A 20372-nucleotide genomic window follows, 5' to 3' on the forward strand; every position below is an offset into this window, starting at 1 on the left:
GGATCTGGAGAGTCGTATCCAGCGTTTTGAGAGGACCTTGTCGGCGATTCAGGACTTGAAGTGTCCCGCGTCGTCCACGACGTTGCTGGGCCGTTTGAATTCGTTGACCGCGCTGCGCGCGAACGCGGACCGCGACAACATCCTGCGTGGTCTGGGTGTGAACGAAACACCGGCGGACCGGGCCGCCGCAGGATCCGGTGACGCGGCCGCGGGCGGAGCGACCGGGAACACCGGAGCCGGCAACAATGACATCGACGCTTTGGTGCCGGCGCTGGGTTTCAGCCCGGGCGATCCGAATGCGACGGCCGACCGTGTCGGCCCGACCGGGGTGAATGTTCCCGGTCGTTGCCCGCCCACTCAGGCCCAGGTGAACGCGCAGGTGGCGCTGAAGAATGCGGTTCTGCCGACGGGAACGGATCTGGAAAGTCGTATCCAGCGTTTTGAGAGGACCTTGTCGGCGATTCAGGACTTGAAGTGCCCCGCGTCGTCCACGACGTTGCTGGGCCGCTTGAACTCCTTGACCGCCCTGCGCGCAAACCCGGACCGCGACAACATCCTGCGTGGCTTGGATGTGAACGAAACACCGGCCGGATAGAGGATCCTGGTCCACCGCACGGAACCGCCGCGCCGGAGGCCCTCGTACCACGGGGGTCTCCGGCGCGTCCGTGTGACTGATCCCGCCCCGGGACGCGGCGGGTATTTTTGAGGTATGACCGAGCGCAAGCCAGTCGGGGTCGGCTTCGAGTCGTGGGTCGAGCAGCAGATCGGGGCCGCCGTCGAGCGGGGCGACTTCGATGATCTGCCGGGGGCAGGGAAAGCATTGCCCGCCGGGGACGATCACGAGGACTGGTGGGTGCGCAGTTACGCCCGCCGGCAGGAGGTCAGCGCCGAGGTGGCGCTGCCGTTGCCGCTCTGGCTGCGCAAAGAGGCCGACGAGATCGACGAGCACGTGCGTGACCTCGGGACCGAGCAGCAGGTTCGTGCGGTCGCCGAGGATCTGAACCGGCGGGTCGCCGAGTCGTGGCGCCGGCCGGCCGAGCGGGGGCTGTTCGCGCGCCGGGTCGACGTGGAGGCCGTGGTGCAACGGTGGCGGGAGTCCCGGCCCCCGCCACCGCCGGCGGTGCCGGAACCGCGCGCTGAAGCCGGTGGGAGCTGGTGGAGCCGCCTGAGGAACCTCACCAACCGGTCGGGGTGAGGTGGTTGTTGAGGACGGCGACGATGTTCTGGGCGCCCGCGGACAGCACGCTCAGGTCGACGTCGGTGAACGTGTGGATGCTGTCGCTGAGGAGGCAGTGCGCGCCGACGATCTCGCCGCCCACCTTCAGGGGGACACCGGCGTACGCGCGGATCCCGCCCATCGTGACCAGCGGGTTCGTCGACTGGACCGGGTCGTTGGCGGCGTCGGCCACCACGTAGGGCAGGCCGGTCGCCACCACCGTCTTGCAGAACGACCATTCCAGTGGGGTGCCGTTCGCCTCGGACAGCCACGTGCCGCCGATGCCGCTGGAACCGGCGATCAGCTGTGCGGTGTCCAGGACCAGGGTGGCCAGGCTGATCGGCAGGCCGGTCCGGTCGGCGCTGTGCCGGGTGATCTGGTCCAGGGCGGCCCGCAGCCCGGGATGGTCGAAGTCGATCGCGGCCACCGTGCGCAGCCGGGTGCCGGCCCGGCTCACGACGACGCCTTGGTGGCGAGCGCCCGGTAGGTCACCGCGCGGATCTTGGTGCTGCGGGCGGCGACCCGGAGCAGGTCACCCATCTCCAGCAGGCATTCGGTGGCCAGGATGATGTCGCCCGGTGAGGTCAGCGGGCGTTCCAGTCGCAGCTGCCGGCAGGTGATGTCGAGCAGCATCCGGGCGCCGTGCGGGTCGCCGATGGCGTCGGTCAGTTCGTCCAGCAGACCGGCCTCGGTGGGCTGTTCGAAGTCCCATCCAGCGATCGTCATCCAGCGGTCCCCTCCGGGTGCGGGGGCGCTGTCCCGCCCCGTCGCCGGTCACCATCGGCCGCCGGCCGCGGGCCCCCATGAAACCCCGGGTTGCGGGTCGGGAGCTACCGTCGCCGAGTGACAATCATCCCTGGGTACGACGACTCCGGTCCGGCACTGGACGGGCCCGGTCTCGCCTTCGACGGCGCCGCCCTGCTGGACCTGCCCGGTTTCTGGCCCGCGCACCTCGGCGGCCACCTGATGCTGGACCTCGACGAGGCTGCCGCGTTCTTCGGGGACGACCCCGTTCAGACACGGCTGACGTACGACCGGCTCACCGACACCGCTGCCTGGCCGGTGTTCTTCTGCGATGCCGGGAACGGCGCGCGTCTGGCCGTGGTCTACCGCAACTTCGACGAGGACCACGGCGTCGACTACCTGCTGCTCCCGGACGGCGGCCCGGCGATCACCGTCGGCGTCGACGAGGGAGGGTTCTCCGGGCGGGGCCTGACCTGGACCGAGGTGGCCGGGATCGCCGGGCGGCAGCCAGGGGAGCGGGCGCGGGCCACCGTCCTGCTGCTGCTCGCGCCGGCGCTGACCCGGATCGCCGCCGACGCCGAGGATCAGCTGGCCGCAGCGTTGCGGACGGTCGGCGTGACCGGCGACGCGGCGGTGATCGCGGCCCGGATCCTGCGGCCGGACTACGACGACGATGATGAGGACGAGGACCCGGCCGACGAGGTGAGCCTGCTGATCAGTACGCCACGGCCACGTCCAGGATCCAGGTGACGCCGAAACGGTCGGTGAGCATGCCGTAGAGCGGGGACCAGGACGACGGCGCCAGGTCCACGATCACGGTCGCGCCGTCGGCGAGCTTCGTCCAGTAGCCGCTGATCTCGTCACCGTGCTCACCGCGTACCGAAACGAAATAGGAACTCTGTCCCTGATCCCACGGACGGGCGGCCGGCACGTCGAACGCCATCACCTGGAAACCCTCCGGGGACACGACCTGACCCCAGCCGACCAGGTCCTTCTCCGCCGGGTCGGTGGTGCCGTAGGCGTCGGCGTGGGTCGCGATGACCAGGTGCCCGCCGAAGACCCGCTGGTAGAACTCCAGGGCCTGCCGGGCCTCGCCGCGAAGGTTGATGTGGGCGACGGTCTTGATGCTCATGTGTTGTCCCTCGGTTGTGCTGCGGTGTCGAGAACGACGATGTCAGCGGTAGAGGACAGGTTGCGTCCGCTACTTCCGGGAGACTGGGATCATGCCGAAGACCTCCGCCCGGTTGCTGTCGTTGCTCTCCCTGCTGCAGGCCCGCCGTGACTGGCCGGGCGGGCTGCTCGCCGACCGTCTCGAGGTCAGCGCCCGCACCGTGCGCCGCGACGTGGACCGGCTGCGCGAACTCGGCTATCCGATCCGCACGTTCAAGGGCCCGGACGGCGGGTACCGCCTGGAAGCCGGCAGCCAGATGCCGCCGCTGCTGTTCGACGACGATCAGGCGGTCGCCATCACCGTCGCCCTGCAGCTGGCCGCCACCTCAGGCGCCGGGATCGAGGAGGGCGCGGCGCGGGCGCTGCACACCGTCCGGCAGGTGCTGCCCGCCCGGCTGCGGCACCGCGTCGACTCCCTGCGGGTCACCGCCGTCGCGCCGGGCACGGCACCGTCGGTCGATCCGGCGGTGCTGACCGCTGTCGGGCAGGCGGTGCACGCGCGGGAGGTGTTCCGGTTCGACTACGGACCCGAAGCGGCGTTCCCTCGGCGGGTCGAGCCGCATCATCTGGTCAGCTGGAAGGGGCGCTGGTATCTGCTGGCCTGGGATCTTGAACGCGACGACTGGCGGACGTTCCGGGTGGACCGCCTGTCCCCGCGTACGCCGAATGGGCCCAGGTTTGCTCCTCGCTCTCTGCCCGCGGCGGACGTGGCGACCTTCGTGACCGGCCGTTTCCGGGGCTCGACGTCGGGGGACTGGCCGTGTGTCGGAGAGGTGATCGTCGACCGGCCGGCGGAGTCGATCGTGACGTGGGCCCCGGACGGCATCGTCGAGGAGATCGACGACTCCCGCTGCCGCCTGGTGCAGGGGTCCTGGTCGTGGGTGGCGCTGGCCGCGTCGCTGGGCCGGTTCGACGCCGACATCGAGGTCGTCGGCCCGCCGGAACTCGCCGAGGCCTGCGCCACGCTGGCGGCCCGCTACGGCAGAGTGTCCTAACATCGGTGGTGATGACTCGTCTCGTGCACATCAGCCGGCAGCGCGACGCCGCCCGGTTCGTCCGCAGTGGCATCTCGGCGCGCAGCCGGGGCTGGGACGGTGGCCGGGGCGTCTACGCGATGGCCGTGCTGCCCGACTACACCCTCACCCACCAGTGGGTTCGTGAGCTGCGGCGCTGGCAGCCGGGCGTGCTCGTCGCGGTCGACCTGCGGATTCCGGACGGCACGCCGGTCACCGTGGGCCGGTACGGCCGCGAGCCGCGACGGCTCACCGCCGCCGAGGCCGCCGGGGTGCTGCGCGGGCTGGACGATCCGCGCGGCTACGCGATCTTCATCCCCAGGGCGATAACCGCTGCTGAGGTACGGGGTTCGCGCACGGTCCCGCAAGGCATCGGCTGGCGGTACAAGCCCGGCGCGCACGGCACCGCACCCTGCCTGTGCCTGGGCTGCTTGCAACCGGGCACCCCGGGCGTGGCCCGGCTGCGCCGCCGGTCGCCCGACTTCCAGCCCCGCCCGCCGAAACCCGAGCTGATGGCGGCGCTGCGGGCGGCGACCGGCCAGGACGAGATCATCGAGGCGCTGTACGGCCTGTCCGGTCGCCGCCGTGGCGGCGCCGAGGAACTGGCCTACCTGGTCGACCATCCGGACGCCGAGGTCCGTGAGGTGCTGCACTACACCCTCGACTCGTACCGCGGCCGGGCCGCCCGCCGCCTGCAGGAACGCCTGATCGCCCGGTACGACGCCGAGTCAGGCGGCACGGTCCATCAGCCGCCAGGTGCGCCGTCGGATCAACGGGTCGAGGGCGACCAGTAGGTACGCCGACCCCGCGACCAGCAGAGCCCCGGTCGCGCCGAGCGCCGACGCCAGGACACCGCCCAGCAGACCGCCGAGCGGGATGCCGGCCCAGGCCAGGCCACCGACCGCGCCGAGCACCCGGGCGCGCAGCTCGGCGGGGACACGTTCGAACTCGGCGGCCGACAGCAGCGGGTTGATCGCCCCGACCAGCAGGCCGCCGGTGAACGCGACAGCCGCGACCACCGGAAGCCCGACCGGCAGGGCCAGCGCGAAGAACCTCGGGACGGCGCCGAACAGGAACGCCACCGAGTACACCCGCCACCGCGGCAGGCGCGCACCCCACCACGACACCAGCAGCGATCCGGCGAGCGCCCCGGCACTGAGCGCACCGAACACCACCCCGACCGGCGCCGCGTCGTGGAAGCGTTCGGCCGCCCACACCGGGATCAGCACCGCGGACAGGGCCTGGTCGAGCAGATTCGTCAAGATGAGCATCGTGACCATCGCTCGCAGGAACGGATCCCGCCGCACGAACCGCAGCCCGGCCATCAGCTCGGTCAGATAGCCGCCGGTCGTCCCGGCGCCGGCGGCCGGGCGGATCCGGACCAGCGCCGCCACCAGGACCGCCGAGAGCAGGAACCCGGCCGCGTTCGCACCGATCACGACGGGTGCCCCGACCAGCGCGATCAGGCCCGCGCCCAGCGGTGCGCCGATCATCGAGCCGAGCCGGTTCACACTGTCGGCCAGTCCGGCGGCCCGTTCGTTGCTCCAGCCGGCGGCGGCCGCGACGTCCGGCACCAGCGCGTACTTCGCGTTGTCCGACGGGCCGCGGCACCACCCGACCACCCCGACCAGCACCAGCAGGACCGGGAAAGCCAGCAGGCCGGTGACGTGCAGCAGCGGGACCAGGCCCAGCACCAGACCGGCGATCACGTCCCCGCCGATGCTCGACACCCGCGGCCCGAGCCGGTCGACCAGTGGGCCGCCGAGGACCCGGGCCAGCACCAGGGCCCCCATCTCGACGAATGCGGTGACCCCGGTCAGCAGCGGATCGCCGGTGGTCTGCAGCACGAACCAGGGCACCGCCACCACCGACATCCGGGTGCCGGTCACCGACACCGCCTCGGCGGCCAGCAGCCCGCACGCCGACCCCCGCCTCATCGGCCCGCCGGCCGCGACTCCAACTGGCCGCGGCGCGGGAAGATCTGAAACTGGGTGGTCATCGCGACCCGCTCCACCCCGTCGTCGGGGGTGTCCTCGGCCCGCTCCCGGTAACGCTCCAGCAGCGCCGTCATCTCCTCGTTCAACCGGCGGGCCTCGTCGGCGCTCATGCGGATCGTCAGGTCGCTCATGGTCGACGCCCGCACCCACTCGTGCGGCCAGCCGTCCAACTCGGTGACGGACTGCTCGATGTTGTCCGCGTACAGCCGGGCGATCGTCCGCAGGTAGGCCTCGCCGAGCGCCCGCTCCTGCTCGGGGGCGCCCGGCTCGGGCACGTCGAACTGGCTCGACCGGTGCACGGCCCGCCAGAACCGCTCCCGCCCGCGGCCCAGCTCGGGCGCGTCGGCGACGAACCCGTGCTGAGCCAGGGTCCGCAGGTGGTAGCTGGTCGACGCGCTGGACTCACCGAACCGGGCGGCCAGCTGGGTGGCGGTCTGCGGCCCCTCGTGCCGCAGCGACCCGAGCAGCCGCAGCCGCAACGGGTGGGCGACACCCCGCAACGTCCGCGCGTCGAGAACGACCTCTCTCGGATCGGTATCCATCTTGCAAAGATACCTTTGCAAAGGATCGTTGGCACAGGGTCTACAGGCGGCTCACGAAGTCGTTCATCACGGTGGTCAGCTCGTGCAGGACCCGGGTCGAGGCCGGCGGGTCGGCCGGGAACTCCAGGCTGTGGTCGGCGCCGGTCGTCTCGTACACCGCATGGCCCAGGTGGTGGGCGGTCTTCGAGTCCCAGGACGGGTCGGTCAGGCTGCCGGCCAGCAGGAACGGCGCCCGGCAGCGGCGCAGGTCGGCCGGCAGGACGGTGTCGCGCAGGATCGGCGTCAGCCAGACGCCGGGCAGCGAGCGGTCCGCGGCCGCCGCCGCCGCGAACGCGCCCATCGACTTGCCGACCAGGGCGATCTCGGACGCCGTCTCCTGCTCCAGCAGCTGGTCGACGTAGGTCAGGGTGAACGCCCGCAGCCGGGTGAACCAGTCGGTCAGGTTCTGGCCGTCGCGCTGTGGTGGCCGCATCGGCCAGTGGATCTCCCGGACGGTCCAGCCGTGGCTCGCGAAGACCGCCCCGGCGAAGTGCAGCAGCGGCCGTTGCGGAGAGTAGCCGGCGCCGGGCAGCAGCAGCACGACGCGTTCGGGCACGAGACGAATCATAGACGGCTATCAACTCGTAGCGGCACGTGCCACAGCCCCCACAACGGCCCCAGGATCAGCGCGCCGGCGAGCGGCCCGAACCGGTCCTGCAGCCGGGGCGGGGCGAAATCACGCCAGGCCGGTGAAGATCAACTGCCCGAGCAGCATCAGCGGTACGCCACCAGAAGCAGATCACCGGGCCGGTGCCGGGGGCACTACGGTCAGTTGCCGTCTTCGGGGTATGGCCAGGTATACCCGGGGATCCGGTGCAGCTGGGCGTCCTGGTGATCGGCCAGCGGCGCCGGCAGCGGCAGCGCCACGAACCGGCAGTCGAACCGCATCGCACTGTCGCTCCCCGTGCCGGTGACGGTGTGCTGCCAGCTGTCGGCGGTGCCGTCCGGGGCCAGGACGTGGAAGAACGTGGTGCGCCGGGGCTGCCCGGTCTCCGGGTGGGGCTTGTGCTCGACCGCGATCTCCCCGGCAACCGTCACACCGGTCAGGCCGCACTCCTCGGCGATCTCGCGGACCACCGCGTCCGGCAGCGCCTCGCCCGGGCGTACGCCACCTGCGGGAATCTGGGTTCCGGCGTCCGGAAACGCGGCCTGGTCGAAGACGAGCAGCTGTGGTTCGCCGTCGACGTGCCGGATGACGTAGGCGGCGACGCGGACACGGGGCACGGGATGCATTCGGGCATTGTCCTTGCCGCCGGCTGACATGATCAGCGGGCCATGCCATTCACTTTCAGTCATCCGGCGGCGATCCTGCCGCTGTGCCGCCCACCGTTCGTGGTCTCGGCGCTGGTCGCCGGGGCGGTCGCGCCGGACCTGCCCTACATCCTGCCGGCGGCCACGTCGGCGGACTGGGGTGTCTACAGCGACTTCACCCTGACGTACACCCATGCTCTGATCCCGGCCTCGATCGTCGGCCTGGTCCTGCTCGCGCTGTACCACCTGCTGCTGGCCCGGCCGCTGGTGGCGATGCTGCCCGCGCCGGTCGCGGGACGTCTGGGGCGGCCGTCGTTCCGGTGGGGCGGACCCGCGCGTACCGCCTGGATCGTGGTGTCGGTGGTGCTCGGCGCACTCACCCACCTGGTGTGGGACGCCCTCGTGCACGACACCGGCCCGGTCGGCGCCTGGTGGTGGGCGAGCACCGTCGGCGGGGCGCTGGCCCTGGCCGGGCAGGGCTACCTCTGGTGGCGGCACACCCGGCCCGCGCCCGCACCACCCGCCCGCTGGTGGCCGCTGCTGATCCTGGCCGCCGGTGGCGCCGCCGGGGCGGGCCTGCGGCTGAGCACCCACGCGCTGCGCGAGGTCGTCACCGGCGCGATGTCCGGCGTCGGTGCGAGCCTTCTTCTGTACGCCCTGGCCTGGCACGCCCTCCGTCTGGCGCACAATGATCAGGTGACCGACCGTGACTTACTGAGAGACATCTGGAACCGGGCCTGCGTCGCCGAGGGCACCGGTGTCGGCGACCGGCATCTGGCGGCCCTGATCCTGGTCGACGGCATGGTGCAGAACGGCGGACCCAACCACGCCGCCGACAGCTGCGAACCCGATCAGTTGGCCGAGGCCGCGGCCGCCGCCCGCTACTTCGGCCTGGACGACGTGGCCGCGGTGATCGAACGCCTGCCCGAAGCGGCGAGCGACCTCGACGACGACGATGCCGAGGACCGGCTGTCCGACGCCTGGTACGAGGTGCTCCCGGACAACGAGCGCCTCGACGCGGCGCTGGCGGCCCGTCACGCGGCGGCCCCGGAGGACTTCCAGCCGGTCGACGGCCGGTAACCGAGAGCTTCTTCGGCGGCGCTGGAGTCGTAGACGCGGTCGATGGTGCCCGGCAGCGGCCAGCCCCGCTCGCGGAAATGCCGGGCCACGTCGGGCAGCCGCTCGGTGATCAGCGCGGCCGCGTCCCGGTGCAGCGCCGGGCAGTCGTCGCGGGTGAACGGGTAGCGCCCGGCGATGTTGAAGACGCCGGTGACGTCCGGTAGCCGGATCGCGCGTACGACGGCGTCCGCGACGTCCGGTAACCGGACCGCCCGGTGCAGCAGATGGGTGGCGAGCACCTGCGGCGGCTCCGGGAAACAGCGGGCGATCCGCAGCGTGATCGCGTCCGTGCCACTGTCGGCTACGAGCTGTTCGGCGGCCAGTTTCGTCTCGTCGTAGACGTCGCGGGGCCGGGGTGTCAGCAGCTCGTCGACCCAGACCGCCCGGTCGGCGGGCACGAGCGCGTGACCGTACACGCTGGTGCTGCTGATGAAGACGAACCGGGAGGCGGCCGGGAGCAGGGCCGCGGTCGCCTCGACGTTGACACGCCGGAACTCCCGGTCCGCCACCCGGCCGACGTGTGGGGCGTGCAGGGCCGCCGCGTGCACCACGACCCCGGACACCTGGTCGCGCACCGCCGGATCCCGCAGATCCCCGACGACGTCCGTCCACCGCCCCGGCACCCGGTCCACACCACGAACCGTCCATCCCGCGCCGTCCAGAGCCGCGGCCACCGCCGCACCGACCAGCCCTGACGTCCCGGTCACCGTCACCGGATCATCCATGTCCGGCCCTCCCTCTATGCTCGCCCGGTGGATTTCTCCCGGTACGTAGCCGAGCACGTGATTCCGCTGGACACCATCGACGATCTCGAGCCGCTTGCCGCGAGCTTGGAAACGGCCCGGGTGATCGCCATCGGGGAGAACGCTCACCTCGTGCGCGAGTTCTATCAGCTGCGGCACCGGTTGCACCGGTTCCTGGCGCAGAAGCTGGGCTTCACCGTGTACGCGATGGAGTCCGGGTTCAGCGAAGGGTTCACCGTCGACGCGTGGGTGCGGGGTGAGCGGCCCGCCGACGACCTGCGGAGCATCGCCGACGAGAACATCACGTACACCATGGGCCGATGCGCGGAGATGCGCGACCATCTGACGTGGATGCGCTCGGCCACACCTCCCGCCCGGTTCTTCGGACTGGACGTGCCCGGGTCGACCGCGTCGCCGTTGCCGGCGATCGAAGGGCTGCGGCGTTACCTGCGCCGGGTGGACCCGGACGCCGAGCAGGTGCTGGACCGGGTGGCGGCGCTGGCCGGTGCATACGCGGGTGAGCACTCGCTGCTGGCCTACACGGCTTACAGCGCCTTGGCAGTGACCGAAAGGGATCGGCTCACCGCGATGTGGGCCGAGTTGACGGCGCGCTTCGACGCGCTGGAGCCGGAATACCGGGCGGCCGGGGGCGACGAGGCCTATGCGGTGGCCCGGCACGAACTGCGCCTGGCCGTGCTGCTGGACCAGGCGATGCGCGGGTACGCGGCACAGGTGTCCGCCGAGGGCGGCATCCCCACGGTGCATCCGCGCGTCGCCGCCCGGGACCGGGGAATCGCCGAAACGGTCTTCTGGCTGCTGGACCGTCTCGGCCCCGACGCGAAGATCATTGTGGCGGCGCACAACAACCACATCCAGCGCACCCCGGTGCACACCCCGGTGTTCCCGCTCTCCGCCGCCGGCCACCACCTGGCCACCCGACTGGGCCCGGAGTACGTGGCGGTCGGCGTGACCTGCACCGGCGGCCGAACCGTCACCCACCGCGCCGACCCCGGCGCACCCGGCGGCGTGGCGATCATCGGCGCCGATCTCGCGGCGCCCGAGGCAGGCAGCATCGAGGCGGCCCTGCCGGTGAAACTGTGCGCGGTGGATCTGCGTCCAGCGCGGGCCGCGGGTGTCACCAAAGGCCCGGACCGCATCCGGATCATTGACCGTTACCAGCAGTCCCCGATCATCGACGCCTTCGACCTGGTGATCAACATCCCGGAGGTGACCCCGGTCTCTCACGTCAATCGCTGATGAGCCGGTGCGGGACCGAGCCGGGGCGGCGCTGGGAATCGAGCCATTCCGCATGATTCCAGACGACGGGCATGGCGCCGACCGGCTCGAAGGTGATGGCGGGATCTCCGCTCTGCACCAGGCACAGCATCCGATGCCCGGTGAGCATCGCGCAGCGCGCCTGCTCCGCCACGATGTCCAGCACGATCTGGGCGGTACGCGGGTGCCGGCTCGCGAAAGCGTCGTAGCCGACGAAGGTGAGCACCAGACCGGTGGCCTGCCTGGTGGTGCCGTACTCGTAGTTCACGACGTCACGCAGGCAGTCGTTGAGCGCGTCCAGGTTCTTCCCGTAGTAGTCCGGAAAGCCGAGCGCCGCGGCGACGTCGCGGTGCAGGTCGTCGTCGGAAACCCAGGCACCCGCATCGAACGCCACGACCGTATAACCGTGCCGGCGCAGCCAGCCCACAGCCTCGTCGACGAGCGCCGACCGCCAGAAGAGCGTCACAGCGCTGGTACGAGCGAGCTGAAAGTCGAGCCGACCCGCATCGACTTCGAGATCGAACACCGCCATCGCCGGAGCCTACCGCCGGGCCACCCATCGCGCCGGGCCATCCGCCTTCACCACCGAAGCCAGCGACTGCTGCGCGGCAGGAGAGGGCGCGTCGTGGACTCCGTCTTCCGCGAGGCGTGCAGTCTCGGCCCGCTCCCTGTCCGAGGGCGAGCGCATCAAGTACTACGTGCTCGTCGAGAGAAGCGGCGACCAGGCGAGCCGCGAACGTCACTGGGTGCTCGGTGCCCCGCCGGCTGACGCGTCAGCCGGCGAGGAACGTCTCGAGGATGGGCCCGAGCACGGCCGGGTCGGCCACGTGGCCTTCGACTTTGAGGGTGTCTCGCCGGGCGTCGGGCAGTGCGGCTGCGGCCGCGTCGGCCGCGGCGCCGAAGAAGTCGACGGGAAGCCCGGCCATCTGCGGGTCGACCGTGATGCCGGTCGTCAGGAGCACCGGCCGGCGCACCCTCGTGAGGCGGTTCGCGGGTGGCGGGCCGTCGCCGAGGCATGCCGCGTCGTAGCGCAGCGTCGGTGCCAGCGCGCGGAGTGCGGGCCATCCCGGGGCGGCTTCTGCGTTGGTGATGTCGTGCTCGGAGGATCCGGCGAGCCGCATGAACAGCCTGAGCGCTTGGTCGAGGTCGCCGGCGGCGAGGGTGGCGTCGAGCGCGAGCCGGTACTGCTGCCAAGCGGTGATCATCGCGTCGTCGACCTGGTACGGCACCTCGTGGACAGCGATCCGGTCGACCGGAAGTCCGGCGGCGGCCGCCTCGAGCGCGAGTGCTCCTCCGGTCGATGCCCCGAACAGGTGCGCTCGCCCTCCGGTGGCGTCGATCACCGCAGCGAGATCCTCGATCTCCCGTTCGACGGCGTACGGCCGATTGTCGGCGCTGTCGCCTCTACCACGACGCCGGTAGTTCACCACGCCGAAGCGTGTGGCCAGATGCTCGCCCAATGGGAGGTTCTCCGTGCCGTCGTCCAGGCCGCCTCCGACCAACACCAGGGCAGGCCCCCGGTCGCTGAGGCGGTCGTAGCTGATTGACGTGCCGTCGGCGGAGGACACATGCGGCATCACGAACTCCCTTGAACGAGGTAACTCCTAAAGTAGGAGTTGTTGGTGGCAAAAAGCAAGATAGGATCTGCGCATGCGGAGCTACCGGGATCTGTGCGGCATCGCCCGAGCGCTCGACGTGGTCGGCGAACGCTGGGCGCTGCTGGTGGTGCGTGAGCTGTTGTTCGGCCCCAAGCGGTTTGCGGATCTGCATCGTGGACTGCCCGGTCTGAGCCAGAACGTGCTGACCCAGCGACTACGCGAGCTCGAGGACTCCGGCGTGCTGGCGCGGCGCCGGGCACTGCCCCCGGCGGCCGGGCTGATCTACGACCTCACCGACCGCGGTCGAACCCTCGAACCGGTCCTGCTGGCGCTCGGGCAGTGGGGCAGCCCGTTGCCGCCGCAGTCGGACTTGGCCGAGGAGCTCAGCCCGGATGCCCTGATCGTGGCCTTGCGTACCACCTTCTGCCCCGCCGCGATGGGATCCGTCAGCGGCACCGTCAAGCTCCAGCTTCCCGGCGACGCGTTCCTCCTCACGGTCAGCCGAGGCGAACTGGACGCGATCCGCGGCAACGTGCCGGCCGACGCCGTCCTGACCGCCACCGTGCGCACCGTGCAGGACCTCGTGTTCGACCGGCGCGAACTCGACGATGCCATCCGGAGCGAAGCCGCAGACGCCGAGGGTGACCTACGGCTGTTGCACCGCCTACTGGCCGCTTTCGACGACCACCGCAAGCACGGACTCGGCAAGGGTGCGTGATGACGCATCGAGCTTCTTGATCAACCTTGGCATACTCGCCCGCATGGCAGCCATGGATCCATTTCGCGACGAGGCACGCAGGCGTGGCATCCCTCAAGACGAGGTCGAACGGTGGCTCGAGACGGTCCGCCCGTGCGCGGCCCTGGATGCAGCCGACGACCGCGCGGGCGGCCCGGTGGCCGGGCTCCTCGGCGGGCGACCCGACGTGACCGTACCGGGCAAACCGCTTCTCGCTCTGGTCGATCTCGCGGCGATACCGGCCGACGCCACCGACATCCCGCTCCCGCCGGACGGCACCCTGCTGTTCTTTGCCGACCTCGAGGACACCGACCCTGACGAGGACTGGCATCACGTCGTTCACCTTCCAGCCGGGACCGCCGTCACCATGTCCGGCGAGCCCACAGAGCTACGGCTGAAGGTCGAACCCTCGCTGCCCAACCGCGGCGCCGACAGCGCGGCGTTCCCGCACGGCCACGAGCTGGGCTCGGTCTGGTGGGAGACCAACAACCAGATGCGCGACGGCGGGGCCGTGCAGATCGGCGGCTACCCATGGGCGTGGAACGCGGATCCGGTGACCGACTACGACCATGACCCGCAAGACGACTGGGTGCTGCTCGCCACGATCAGCAGCGGCGAACAGTTCGGCTCCGACCTGGGCAAGGCGACCTGGGTCATCCGGCGAGCGGACCTGGCGGCATGCCACTTCGACCGCGCCGAGGCCTACTACGACTCCTTCGACTAGTCGGAGCGACGTGCCCCCGGGGCCGGAAGCATCGAGGCGTCCCCGGCCATCGAAGCCTTCGACCTGGTGTTCAACGTTTCGGAGGTGGCACCGGTCGAGCGGATCGGCGGTAGGTGGCCGGATCACCCGCCGGGGCCGCGGCGTCGAGGCCGGTTTCGTAGGCGGCCACGACGAGTTGGGCGCGGTCGCGGGCGTTGAGTTTGGTGAGCAGGCGGCCGATGTGGGATTTGACGGTGGCGGGGCTGAGGGTCAGGTGGCCGGCGATGTCGTCGTTGGACAGGCCCCGGGCGATCAGTACGAGGATCTCCCGCTCGCGGTCGGTCACCCCGTCGAGTCGTCGGTGGAAGGTGCGGGACGGGCGGGGCTGCGCGCCGAACGCGGCGATCAGCCGCCGGGTGACACTGGGGGCGAGAAGCGCCTCGCCCGCCGCCACCACCCGGATGGCGTTGACGAGATCAGCCGCGGTGGTGTCCTTGAGCAGGAAGCCGCTGGCGCCCGCACGCAGCGCACCGTAGACGTACTCGTCCAGGTCGAACGTGGTGAGGATCAGCACCCGCGTGTCACCGATCTGCCGGCAGATCTGCTCGGTGGCGTCGATGCCTGTCATGTCGGGCATGCTGATGTCCATCAGGACCACATGCGGGCGCCGGGCCAGCGCGAGCCGGACGGTTTCCCGGCCGGTGCCCGCCTCACCGACCACCGCGAACCCGGGGGTGGTGTCGAGCAGGACCCGGAAACTGTCGCGCAGCAATGCCTGGTCCTCGGCGATGAGCACCCGGATCGGATCGGTCACGGCCGTCCACCCCGGCCCGCAGCGGGGTACGGGATGTGTGCCGTCACCGCGAATCCGCCGCCGGCTCGCGGACCGGCCTGGAGACTGCCGCCGTAGGCGGTGACCCGTTCCCGCATGCCGCGCAGGCCGTGCCCGGCGGCGCCCGGGACCGTCGGGGCTCTGCCGTCGTCGACCACCCGCACCGTGACGGATTCCGCACCGGCCTCGACGTCGACCGCGCACCTGGTGGCCCGCGCGTGCCGGACCACGTTGGTGAGGGCTTCCTGGACCGTGCGGTACACCACGAGGCGGACCCCGCCCGTCAGCGTGCCGGTGAACGTCGTCTCGACCCGGACACCGGCCTGCTCGGTACGGCGGGCGAGCGCCCGCAGATCCTGATCACCGTCCGGCGGTGTGCCGGGATCCTGTTCGGCGCGGAGCAGGCCCACGGCACGGCGCATCTCGACCAGCGCCTCCCGGCTGGCCGTCTCGATGACCTCCAGGGCCGACGTGCTCTCCTCGGGCCGTACCGCGGCCACGTGTCGCGCGACGCTGGCCTTCATCGCGATCATGCCGAGGCTGTGGGCCACGATGTCGTGCATGTCGCGGGCGATGCGCAGCCGCTCGTCGGCCACCGCGCGAGCCGCCCGTGCCTCGAACACCTGCTCGGCGAGCTGCCGGCGGCGCCGGGCGAGCCGGCCGGTCACCCACGGGACCGCGACCGCCGGCCCGGCCACCAGCGGCGCCGCCGGCCACCACAGCCCGAGCCCGGCGGCGCCGCCCAGCCCCACCACCAGCGCCGGAACCGACCGCGACGGCTCCAGACCCGCCGCCGCCGAGTACTGGGTCAGCGCCACGGCGGCGCACAGCCCGGGTGCGGCCTCGACGGGGATGACCCCACTGATCAGAACGCCACCGGCTGCGGCCGTCACCACCGCGGCGGCGGGCAGCGCCCACCGGCGGCGCAGAGCGACCGGACCGGCGACCGCGCCCACCAGGACCCACTGCCACCAGGCCGGATCCCCGGACTCCTGGGCCGCGTAACCACACACCAGCAGAACGGCCGCGGCCGCCACCGCATCGACGACCTTCCCCCGCATCGCGCTCACGCGGCCACGCTACCCATCCCCGGTGCCGTCGCCATCAGACCCAGGTCGGTCCTCCGGTTTGGTGCCGTGGTCGGATGCGCTGCGGCCCGGCACGGCGGCAGAGTCACCGCCATGTCCACTGCAGCCGAAAAGCTCCCCACCACCGACCGGGCATTCGCCTTCCCCGGCCCGTGGCTGGGCGGCGTGTCCCTGATCGCCGGGCCACTGCTCCTGCTCGCCGGCACGCTCCTGCGACTCGGCGTCCCGTTCTTCTTCCCGCACCAACTCGCGGCCTACCAGCGGCAACCCGGGCTGATCGGCACCGCCTACGTGCTGTTCCTGGCCGGGACCATCACGCTGTGGCCGGGTGTCGCCGCCGTCGCCGTACGGGTCGGCGCCACCCGGCCCGGGTGGGCCCTCTGGGGCGGCGGCCTGGTGCTGTCCGGACTGTTCGCCCGCACCTTCCACCACGGCGTCGACGTCTTCGTGTTCTCCCTGGTCGAGAGCACCGGGCTGAGCCCCGCCACCCGGGCCGTCAGCGCCTACTACACCTATCCGGAACGGGTGGTGTCCAGCCTCAGCGTCGCCGTGATGCTCGGCTGGAGCATCCTCGCGATCGGCTGTTTCCTGTCCGGCACTTTGCGCCTGGCGCCCGCGATCGCCCTGGCGCTGATGTCCGGCCTGATGATCGGGGTCCTCAAGGGAAGCACCTGGGCATCCGTCGTGCAGGTGACCGGACTGACCGTGGCGCTGGTACCCCTCGGCGTCAGGTTCCTCCGCGGCGCCGGTAGGCCACCCTGGCGCACGATGTCGCTGGTCGTGGTGTTCCTCGCGGGTTCGATCATCCTCGGGCAGCTCGGGTGACCGCTCAGAGGGTGGCCAGGTTGACGGCCAGGGCGGCCAGGACCGTCACGGCGAAGATCGCCCAGCCGACCAGGTCCCGGGAACCGACACGTAGGTGGGCGATCAGCGCGCCGGTGAAGTACAGGACCAGGCCGATCGAGGCGGCGGCGCCGACCGGGCGGACCGCGAAGCCGGTCAGCAGGGCCGCCGAGCCGGCGGCCAGCAGGAGACCCAGCACCGGGACGTACCGGCGGGGGATGCCTTTCATGTCCGCCTGTTTTTTCGGGTATTCGTGGCCGAGCAGGTAGAACGCGGCGGCGCTGCCGGTGAAGAAGGCGGCTACGACGGTGACGATCGTGTATGTGACGTCCATGACCAGGAAGACGGGGCAGACCGCGAGTGTGTGACATCAGGCAGAATGCCCGATCATGAGCGACACCGGAAACGAACTCACGACCGCCGAGGTCGTACGGACCGCCGTCGGGGAGTACCTGGACGGGCGCCCGGAGCGGGCCGGTGGTCTGGTCCAGGAGCAGAGCGGCGGTGAGCGGACCGTCGACCTGACCCAGATGGCCCTGGTCGCCTCCGGGCAGGTGCTCCAGATCGTGCGGGAGGCCGCCGGTGAGGACCTGGTGGAGGCGCTGATCGCGTCGATCGGGCGGACCAACGTGCCGTTCCCGGAGCTGCGGGCGCCGGTGGTGGAGGCGGTCTCCCGGTTCGGGGAGCCGAACTTCGCGCTGCTCAGCCGGCGGGCCGCGAACCGGCTGGTGGAGGCGGCCGGCGACTTCGCCCTGAACGCGCCGATGGATGCGATCCTGACGCTGGCCACGATGGTGACGCAGTTCGACAACAACACCGACATTGTCAAGTTGGCCTGTGCCCGCGCCGACCGGCTGGTGGTGGTGTCCGAGGCGCCGTTCCGGCTGGTCCGGGCGCAGGTCGCCGGGGACACCGACGCCCAGCGGCAGTGGATCGACGTGCTGGTGCGGACCGGCGATGCGGCCGACCTGCTGGTCTGGTACTTCGGGCTGGTCCACGGTTTGACCGGCCGCACCGACGCGGGTGGGGAGAACCCGGCCCTGGATGTCCTTGCCGGGGATGTCGCCAACCGGGAGTACGACACGGCGGCGGCCATCGCCAAGGGTTTCGCCTCGAAGGTGGAGCCCGCCCATCTGATCAGCCTGGCCGCCTCACACCTGACCGGGGCCGTCGTCGCGGAGGCGCAACGCCGTCAGGTCCCGGCCGGTACGGTCCTGGACGGACTGTGGGACCGCGCCACCGATCTTTGATCACGCGATGGTCAGAAAGTGTCCTGATCTCTTCCTAGCGTGGTCCGCATGAACAACAGCCGACCGGGGCTCCGCCCGTTCCGTATCGATATTCCGCAGTCCCAACTCGACGACCTGACAGCCCGGCTGGCCCACACCCGGTGGCCGGCGGAGCTGCCCGGCGTCGGCTGGAGCCGTGGCGTGCCCGTCGACTATCTGCGGGAGGTCGCCGACTACTGGCGCACCGGTTTCGACTGGCGGGCCCAGGAAGCGGCCCTCAACGCGTACGACCAGTATGTGACCACCGTCGACGGGCAGAACCTGCACTTCCTGCACGTGCCCTCGCCCGAGCCGGACGCCACCCCGCTGCTGCTGTTGCACGGCTGGCCCGGCACCGTGGTGGACTACCTCGACGTGCTCGGCCCGCTGTCGGATCCCCGCAGCCACGGCGGGGATCCGGCCGACGCCTTCCACCTCGTCGTACCGTCGCTGCCGGGTTTCGGTTTCTCCACCCCGCTGGCCGGGCCGGGGATGGGCGCGGACCGGATGGCCGGGCTCTTCACGCAGCTGATGAACCGGCTCGGGTACGAACGGTACGGCGTGCACGGCTACGACGGGGGCGCGTGGATCGCCCCGCGGGTCGGCCGGCAGGACCCGGAGCGGGTCACCGGCGTGCACCTGACCGCGCTGGTCACCCTCCCGGCCGGGGAGGAGGGCGAGATGGACGGTTTCAGCCAGACCGACCAGCGGCGCTGGCAGCGGATGCAGAACTTCAACGACGGCTACCTGCAGTGCAATGCCAAACGACCACAGACTGTCGGGTACGGGTTGACCGACTCGCCGGCCGGGCAGCTCGCGTGGATCGTGGAGAAGTTCAAGGAGCTCACCGATCCGGAGGAGGCGCTGCCGGAGGAGAGCATCGACCGGGACCGGATCCTCACCGACGTGTCGATCTACTGGCTGACCGGCACCGCGGTCTCCTCGGCCCAGCCGTACTACGAGGAGTTCTCGGCGAGCGTGCCCGAGAAGCTCACCCGTGGAACGGTGCCCACGGGTGTCCTGGTCTCCGCGCACGACAACGCGATCCGCAGGTGGGCCGAACGGGACCACCACATCGTGCACTGGACCGAACTCGGCAAGGGCGGTCACTTCCTGGCCATGGAGGAGCCGGACCTGCTGGTCGGTGACGTCCGGGAGTTCTTCCGGAAGCTGCGGTGACGGGCGCCCGCGCCGGATCGCACCGGCGCGGGCGACGGCTCACTTCAGCAGGTCCCAGGATTTGACGAACCAGCGGCGCATCGATTTCGCCATCGTCGGGTGCGTGGCCGTCCAGACGTCGTCGAACAGGAACAGCTGCTGGTGGCCGAAGGTGTCGTCGAGGTGGAGGCTGGCCTGGGCCAGGTGCGCGTTCACCTCGATGCGGCTCTTGGCCGGCACCCGGACCCCCAGCGGGCCCGGGATCTCCTTGCGCCCCTCGGTGCGGGCCAGCACCGACAGCACCACCTGGTGCGCTTTCGCCTGGTCACCGGCGAGGCCGTCGACGTCGAGGACCTGGTCGTGCCAGGCGCTCCACCGGTTCACCCGCTCCAGCGCGGCGGCCAGGTCGTCGTCGGGGCCGACCGCGGCGCGCAGCAGCACCACCTCGTAGGGCCAGTCGCCGTGCACGCCGGATCGCCGTAACCAGGCGGCCACCTCGGGGACACGCACGCCGTGCAGCCGCACCGAGACGCCCTGGGTGTCCCAGTCGGCGTCGCCGATCTGTGAGGTGACGACCGTGGTCACCGGGGCGTCGTCACTCGTCAGGATGGTTTCGGCCGGGAGCGGCCACTGCTCGTGCACCGCGTAGGTGAGCCGGCCGGGCCGCTCGTCGATCATCGCCGCGTCGAAGAAGAAGTAGGCGAGCGGGACCTCGTCGTCGTCGGTCAGCGCCCGGACGCTGTGGTCGTCGACGATCACCTCGCCTTCGACATACAGGTGCTTTTTCAGCAGTTTGCGCAGCTCACGCATCGACTCCGGCTTGGGCAGGGGTTTGTCGAAGATCGTGTGGAGGCCGTAGACGTCGACGCCCAGCTCGGCCCGCAGCCACGCGGCGGGATCGGGGCCGGACTCGTCCCAGGCGTGGCGGAACCAGTCGAGCACCGACGCGTCCGGCAGGCGGCGCACGTGTTTGCCCAGGAGACCCTGGTAGGGGGAGCGGTAGACGAAACAGATCACCCGATCATCATCGACCACGG

The 20372-nt window shown here is 71.2% G+C and carries 25 protein-coding genes and 1 pseudogene; 12 read left to right on the forward strand and 14 right to left on the reverse strand.

The window, feature by feature from the left end; translation table 11 throughout:
• Positions 1 to 595 (forward strand): annotated as a pseudogene (locus Aco03nite_RS44140) (hypothetical protein); the annotation flags it as partial.
• 114 nt (positions 596 to 709) lie between these two features.
• Complete coding sequence (locus Aco03nite_RS44145) at positions 710 to 1195, forward strand: DnaJ family domain-containing protein (RefSeq protein WP_203807556.1); 486 nt, start codon at positions 710 to 712, stop codon at positions 1193 to 1195.
• On the opposite strand, the gene Aco03nite_RS44150 is transcribed toward Aco03nite_RS44145, so the two are convergent.
• Both Aco03nite_RS44150 and Aco03nite_RS44155 read right to left on the reverse strand, forming a co-directional pair.
• Complete coding sequence (locus Aco03nite_RS44150; protein WP_203807558.1) at positions 1176 to 1673, reverse strand: GAF domain-containing protein; 498 nt, start codon at positions 1671 to 1673, stop codon at positions 1176 to 1178. The genes Aco03nite_RS44145 and Aco03nite_RS44150 overlap by 20 nt on opposite strands.
• Positions 1670 to 1942 carry a hypothetical protein gene (locus tag Aco03nite_RS44155; protein ID WP_203807560.1) on the reverse strand — a complete coding sequence of 91 codons (273 nt, stop codon included), beginning with the start codon at positions 1940 to 1942 and terminating at the stop codon, positions 1670 to 1672. Before Aco03nite_RS44155 ends, Aco03nite_RS44150 begins: the two co-directional genes overlap by 4 nt.
• A gap of 117 nt (positions 1943 to 2059) precedes the next feature.
• Between Aco03nite_RS44155 and Aco03nite_RS44160 the strand changes: the two genes are divergently transcribed.
• A complete protein-coding gene (locus Aco03nite_RS44160; RefSeq protein ID WP_203807562.1) occupies positions 2060 to 2710 on the forward strand; it encodes a hypothetical protein in 651 nt (216 codons plus the stop codon).
• Here the strand turns inward: Aco03nite_RS44160 and Aco03nite_RS44165 are convergent.
• Positions 2676 to 3092 carry a VOC family protein gene (locus Aco03nite_RS44165; RefSeq protein WP_203807564.1) on the reverse strand — a complete coding sequence of 139 codons (417 nt, stop codon included), beginning with the start codon at positions 3090 to 3092 and terminating at the stop codon, positions 2676 to 2678. The two genes, Aco03nite_RS44160 and Aco03nite_RS44165, sit on opposite strands and share 35 nt — an antisense overlap.
• Positions 3093 to 3183: 91 nt before the next feature.
• On the opposite strand from Aco03nite_RS44165, the gene Aco03nite_RS44170 reads away from it, so the two are divergent.
• Together Aco03nite_RS44170 and Aco03nite_RS44175 are read left to right on the forward strand one after the other, a co-directional pair.
• A complete protein-coding gene (locus tag Aco03nite_RS44170) occupies positions 3184 to 4125 on the forward strand; it encodes a helix-turn-helix transcriptional regulator (protein ID WP_203807566.1) in 942 nt (313 codons plus the stop codon).
• Between the two features lie 11 nt (positions 4126 to 4136).
• Positions 4137 to 4937, forward strand: coding sequence for a HEAT repeat domain-containing protein (locus Aco03nite_RS44175; RefSeq protein WP_203807568.1), 801 nt, complete (start codon positions 4137 to 4139; stop codon positions 4935 to 4937).
• On the opposite strand, the gene Aco03nite_RS44180 is transcribed toward Aco03nite_RS44175, so the two are convergent.
• The 4 genes from Aco03nite_RS44180 to Aco03nite_RS44195 form a co-directional block, all read right to left on the reverse strand.
• On the reverse strand, positions 4872 to 6080 hold the full coding sequence (locus tag Aco03nite_RS44180) for an MFS transporter (protein WP_203807570.1): 1209 nt from the start codon (positions 6078 to 6080) through the stop codon (positions 4872 to 4874). The genes Aco03nite_RS44175 and Aco03nite_RS44180 overlap by 66 nt on opposite strands.
• Complete coding sequence (locus Aco03nite_RS44185) at positions 6077 to 6682, reverse strand: winged helix-turn-helix domain-containing protein (RefSeq protein WP_203807572.1); 606 nt, start codon at positions 6680 to 6682, stop codon at positions 6077 to 6079. Before Aco03nite_RS44185 ends, Aco03nite_RS44180 begins: the two co-directional genes overlap by 4 nt.
• A 40-nt stretch (positions 6683 to 6722) precedes the next feature.
• On the reverse strand, positions 6723 to 7277 hold the full coding sequence (locus tag Aco03nite_RS44190) for a hypothetical protein (RefSeq protein ID WP_203807574.1): 555 nt from the start codon (positions 7275 to 7277) through the stop codon (positions 6723 to 6725).
• 212 nt (positions 7278 to 7489) lie between these two features.
• Positions 7490 to 7954: an NUDIX hydrolase gene (locus Aco03nite_RS44195; RefSeq protein WP_203807576.1), complete on the reverse strand. Its 465-nt coding sequence runs from the start codon at positions 7952 to 7954 to the stop codon at positions 7490 to 7492.
• A gap of 42 nt (positions 7955 to 7996) precedes the next feature.
• Here Aco03nite_RS44195 and Aco03nite_RS44200 point away from each other — a divergent pair, with 42 nt between their 5' ends.
• Positions 7997 to 9052, forward strand: coding sequence for a DUF4184 family protein (locus Aco03nite_RS44200; RefSeq protein ID WP_203807578.1), 1056 nt, complete (start codon positions 7997 to 7999; stop codon positions 9050 to 9052).
• Here the strand turns inward: Aco03nite_RS44200 and Aco03nite_RS44205 are convergent.
• Positions 9007 to 9816 carry an NAD-dependent epimerase/dehydratase family protein gene (locus Aco03nite_RS44205; protein ID WP_203807580.1) on the reverse strand — a complete coding sequence of 270 codons (810 nt, stop codon included), beginning with the start codon at positions 9814 to 9816 and terminating at the stop codon, positions 9007 to 9009. The genes Aco03nite_RS44200 and Aco03nite_RS44205 overlap by 46 nt on opposite strands.
• A 27-nt stretch (positions 9817 to 9843) precedes the next feature.
• Here Aco03nite_RS44205 and Aco03nite_RS44210 point away from each other — a divergent pair, with 27 nt between their 5' ends.
• A complete protein-coding gene (locus tag Aco03nite_RS44210) occupies positions 9844 to 11091 on the forward strand; it encodes an erythromycin esterase family protein (RefSeq protein WP_203807582.1) in 1248 nt (415 codons plus the stop codon).
• Here the strand turns inward: Aco03nite_RS44210 and Aco03nite_RS44215 are convergent.
• Positions 11081 to 11641 carry a barstar family protein gene (locus tag Aco03nite_RS44215; RefSeq protein ID WP_203807584.1) on the reverse strand — a complete coding sequence of 187 codons (561 nt, stop codon included), beginning with the start codon at positions 11639 to 11641 and terminating at the stop codon, positions 11081 to 11083. The two genes, Aco03nite_RS44210 and Aco03nite_RS44215, sit on opposite strands and share 11 nt — an antisense overlap.
• Positions 11642 to 11882: 241 nt before the next feature.
• Positions 11883 to 12686, reverse strand: a complete 804-nt coding sequence (locus tag Aco03nite_RS44220) for an alpha/beta fold hydrolase (protein WP_203807586.1) — start codon at positions 12684 to 12686, stop codon at positions 11883 to 11885.
• Between the two features lie 73 nt (positions 12687 to 12759).
• Between Aco03nite_RS44220 and Aco03nite_RS44225 the strand changes: the two genes are divergently transcribed.
• Positions 12760 to 13425 (forward strand): winged helix-turn-helix transcriptional regulator, encoded by a 666-nt coding sequence (locus Aco03nite_RS44225; protein WP_203807589.1) that lies wholly within the window; start codon positions 12760 to 12762, stop codon positions 13423 to 13425.
• Positions 13418 to 14167, forward strand: a complete 750-nt coding sequence (locus Aco03nite_RS44230; RefSeq protein WP_203807591.1) for a DUF1963 domain-containing protein — start codon at positions 13418 to 13420, stop codon at positions 14165 to 14167. Before Aco03nite_RS44225 ends, Aco03nite_RS44230 begins: the two co-directional genes overlap by 8 nt.
• Before the next feature lie 70 nt (positions 14168 to 14237).
• Here Aco03nite_RS44230 and Aco03nite_RS44235 read toward each other — a convergent pair whose 3' ends face one another.
• Positions 14238 to 14960, reverse strand: a complete 723-nt coding sequence (locus Aco03nite_RS44235) for a response regulator (RefSeq protein WP_203807593.1) — start codon at positions 14958 to 14960, stop codon at positions 14238 to 14240.
• A complete protein-coding gene (locus tag Aco03nite_RS44240; protein WP_239145941.1) occupies positions 14957 to 16039 on the reverse strand; it encodes a sensor histidine kinase in 1083 nt (360 codons plus the stop codon). Before Aco03nite_RS44240 ends, Aco03nite_RS44235 begins: the two co-directional genes overlap by 4 nt.
• 120 nt (positions 16040 to 16159) lie before the next feature.
• Here Aco03nite_RS44240 and Aco03nite_RS44245 point away from each other — a divergent pair, with 120 nt between their 5' ends.
• Positions 16160 to 16891: a hypothetical protein gene (locus tag Aco03nite_RS44245; RefSeq protein ID WP_203807597.1), complete on the forward strand. Its 732-nt coding sequence runs from the start codon at positions 16160 to 16162 to the stop codon at positions 16889 to 16891.
• 4 nt (positions 16892 to 16895) lie between these two features.
• Here Aco03nite_RS44245 and Aco03nite_RS44250 read toward each other — a convergent pair whose 3' ends face one another.
• Positions 16896 to 17243 (reverse strand): DoxX family protein, encoded by a 348-nt coding sequence (locus tag Aco03nite_RS44250; RefSeq protein WP_203807599.1) that lies wholly within the window; start codon positions 17241 to 17243, stop codon positions 16896 to 16898.
• A 55-nt stretch (positions 17244 to 17298) separates the two neighbouring features.
• Here Aco03nite_RS44250 and Aco03nite_RS44255 point away from each other — a divergent pair, with 55 nt between their 5' ends.
• On the forward strand, positions 17299 to 18159 hold the full coding sequence (locus Aco03nite_RS44255; RefSeq protein ID WP_203807601.1) for a hypothetical protein: 861 nt from the start codon (positions 17299 to 17301) through the stop codon (positions 18157 to 18159).
• Positions 18160 to 18207: 48 nt separating this feature from the next.
• Entirely contained in the window at positions 18208 to 19356 is a 1149-nt protein-coding gene (locus Aco03nite_RS44260) for an epoxide hydrolase family protein (protein ID WP_203807603.1), read from the forward strand.
• Positions 19357 to 19395: 39 nt separating this feature from the next.
• Here Aco03nite_RS44260 and Aco03nite_RS44265 read toward each other — a convergent pair whose 3' ends face one another.
• The gene (locus Aco03nite_RS44265) at positions 19396 to 20370 is read right to left on the reverse strand and encodes a hypothetical protein (protein ID WP_203807605.1); all 975 of its coding nucleotides are present in this window, start codon (positions 20368 to 20370) and stop codon (positions 19396 to 19398) included.
• Between the last annotated feature and the right edge of the window lie 2 nt (positions 20371 to 20372).

It is taken from the genome of Actinoplanes couchii (genome assembly GCF_016862075.1).
Lineage (GTDB): Bacteria > Actinomycetota > Actinomycetes > Mycobacteriales > Micromonosporaceae > Actinoplanes > Actinoplanes couchii.

What these genes read in the sequence shown, in the direction of transcription:
- Aco03nite_RS44240 (WP_239145941.1), bottom strand. Translation starts at nt 16,039, where the DNA reads ATGCGGGGGAAGGTCGTCGATGCGGTGGCGGCCGCGGCCGTTCTGCTG.
- Aco03nite_RS44260 (WP_203807603.1), top strand. Translation starts at nt 18,208, where the DNA reads ATGAACAACAGCCGACCGGGGCTCCGCCCGTTCCGTATCGATATTCCG.
- Aco03nite_RS44195 (WP_203807576.1), bottom strand. Translation starts at nt 7,954, where the DNA reads ATGCATCCCGTGCCCCGTGTCCGCGTCGCCGCCTACGTCATCCGGCAC.
- Aco03nite_RS44175 (WP_203807568.1), top strand. Translation starts at nt 4,137, where the DNA reads ATGACTCGTCTCGTGCACATCAGCCGGCAGCGCGACGCCGCCCGGTTC.
- Aco03nite_RS44215 (WP_203807584.1), bottom strand. Translation starts at nt 11,641, where the DNA reads ATGGCGGTGTTCGATCTCGAAGTCGATGCGGGTCGGCTCGACTTTCAG.
- Aco03nite_RS44170 (WP_203807566.1), top strand. Translation starts at nt 3,184, where the DNA reads ATGCCGAAGACCTCCGCCCGGTTGCTGTCGTTGCTCTCCCTGCTGCAG.
- Aco03nite_RS44205 (WP_203807580.1), bottom strand. Translation starts at nt 9,816, where the DNA reads ATGGATGATCCGGTGACGGTGACCGGGACGTCAGGGCTGGTCGGTGCG.
- Aco03nite_RS44250 (WP_203807599.1), bottom strand. Translation starts at nt 17,243, where the DNA reads ATGGACGTCACATACACGATCGTCACCGTCGTAGCCGCCTTCTTCACC.
- Aco03nite_RS44155 (WP_203807560.1), bottom strand. Translation starts at nt 1,942, where the DNA reads ATGACGATCGCTGGATGGGACTTCGAACAGCCCACCGAGGCCGGTCTG.
- Aco03nite_RS44200 (WP_203807578.1), top strand. Translation starts at nt 7,997, where the DNA reads ATGCCATTCACTTTCAGTCATCCGGCGGCGATCCTGCCGCTGTGCCGC.
- Aco03nite_RS44245 (WP_203807597.1), top strand. Translation starts at nt 16,160, where the DNA reads ATGTCCACTGCAGCCGAAAAGCTCCCCACCACCGACCGGGCATTCGCC.
- Aco03nite_RS44255 (WP_203807601.1), top strand. Translation starts at nt 17,299, where the DNA reads ATGAGCGACACCGGAAACGAACTCACGACCGCCGAGGTCGTACGGACC.
- Aco03nite_RS44220 (WP_203807586.1), bottom strand. Translation starts at nt 12,686, where the DNA reads ATGCCGCATGTGTCCTCCGCCGACGGCACGTCAATCAGCTACGACCGC.
- Aco03nite_RS44225 (WP_203807589.1), top strand. Translation starts at nt 12,760, where the DNA reads ATGCGGAGCTACCGGGATCTGTGCGGCATCGCCCGAGCGCTCGACGTG.
- Aco03nite_RS44165 (WP_203807564.1), bottom strand. Translation starts at nt 3,092, where the DNA reads ATGAGCATCAAGACCGTCGCCCACATCAACCTTCGCGGCGAGGCCCGG.
- Aco03nite_RS44180 (WP_203807570.1), bottom strand. Translation starts at nt 6,080, where the DNA reads ATGAGGCGGGGGTCGGCGTGCGGGCTGCTGGCCGCCGAGGCGGTGTCG.
- Aco03nite_RS44145 (WP_203807556.1), top strand. Translation starts at nt 710, where the DNA reads ATGACCGAGCGCAAGCCAGTCGGGGTCGGCTTCGAGTCGTGGGTCGAG.
- Aco03nite_RS44185 (WP_203807572.1), bottom strand. Translation starts at nt 6,682, where the DNA reads ATGGATACCGATCCGAGAGAGGTCGTTCTCGACGCGCGGACGTTGCGG.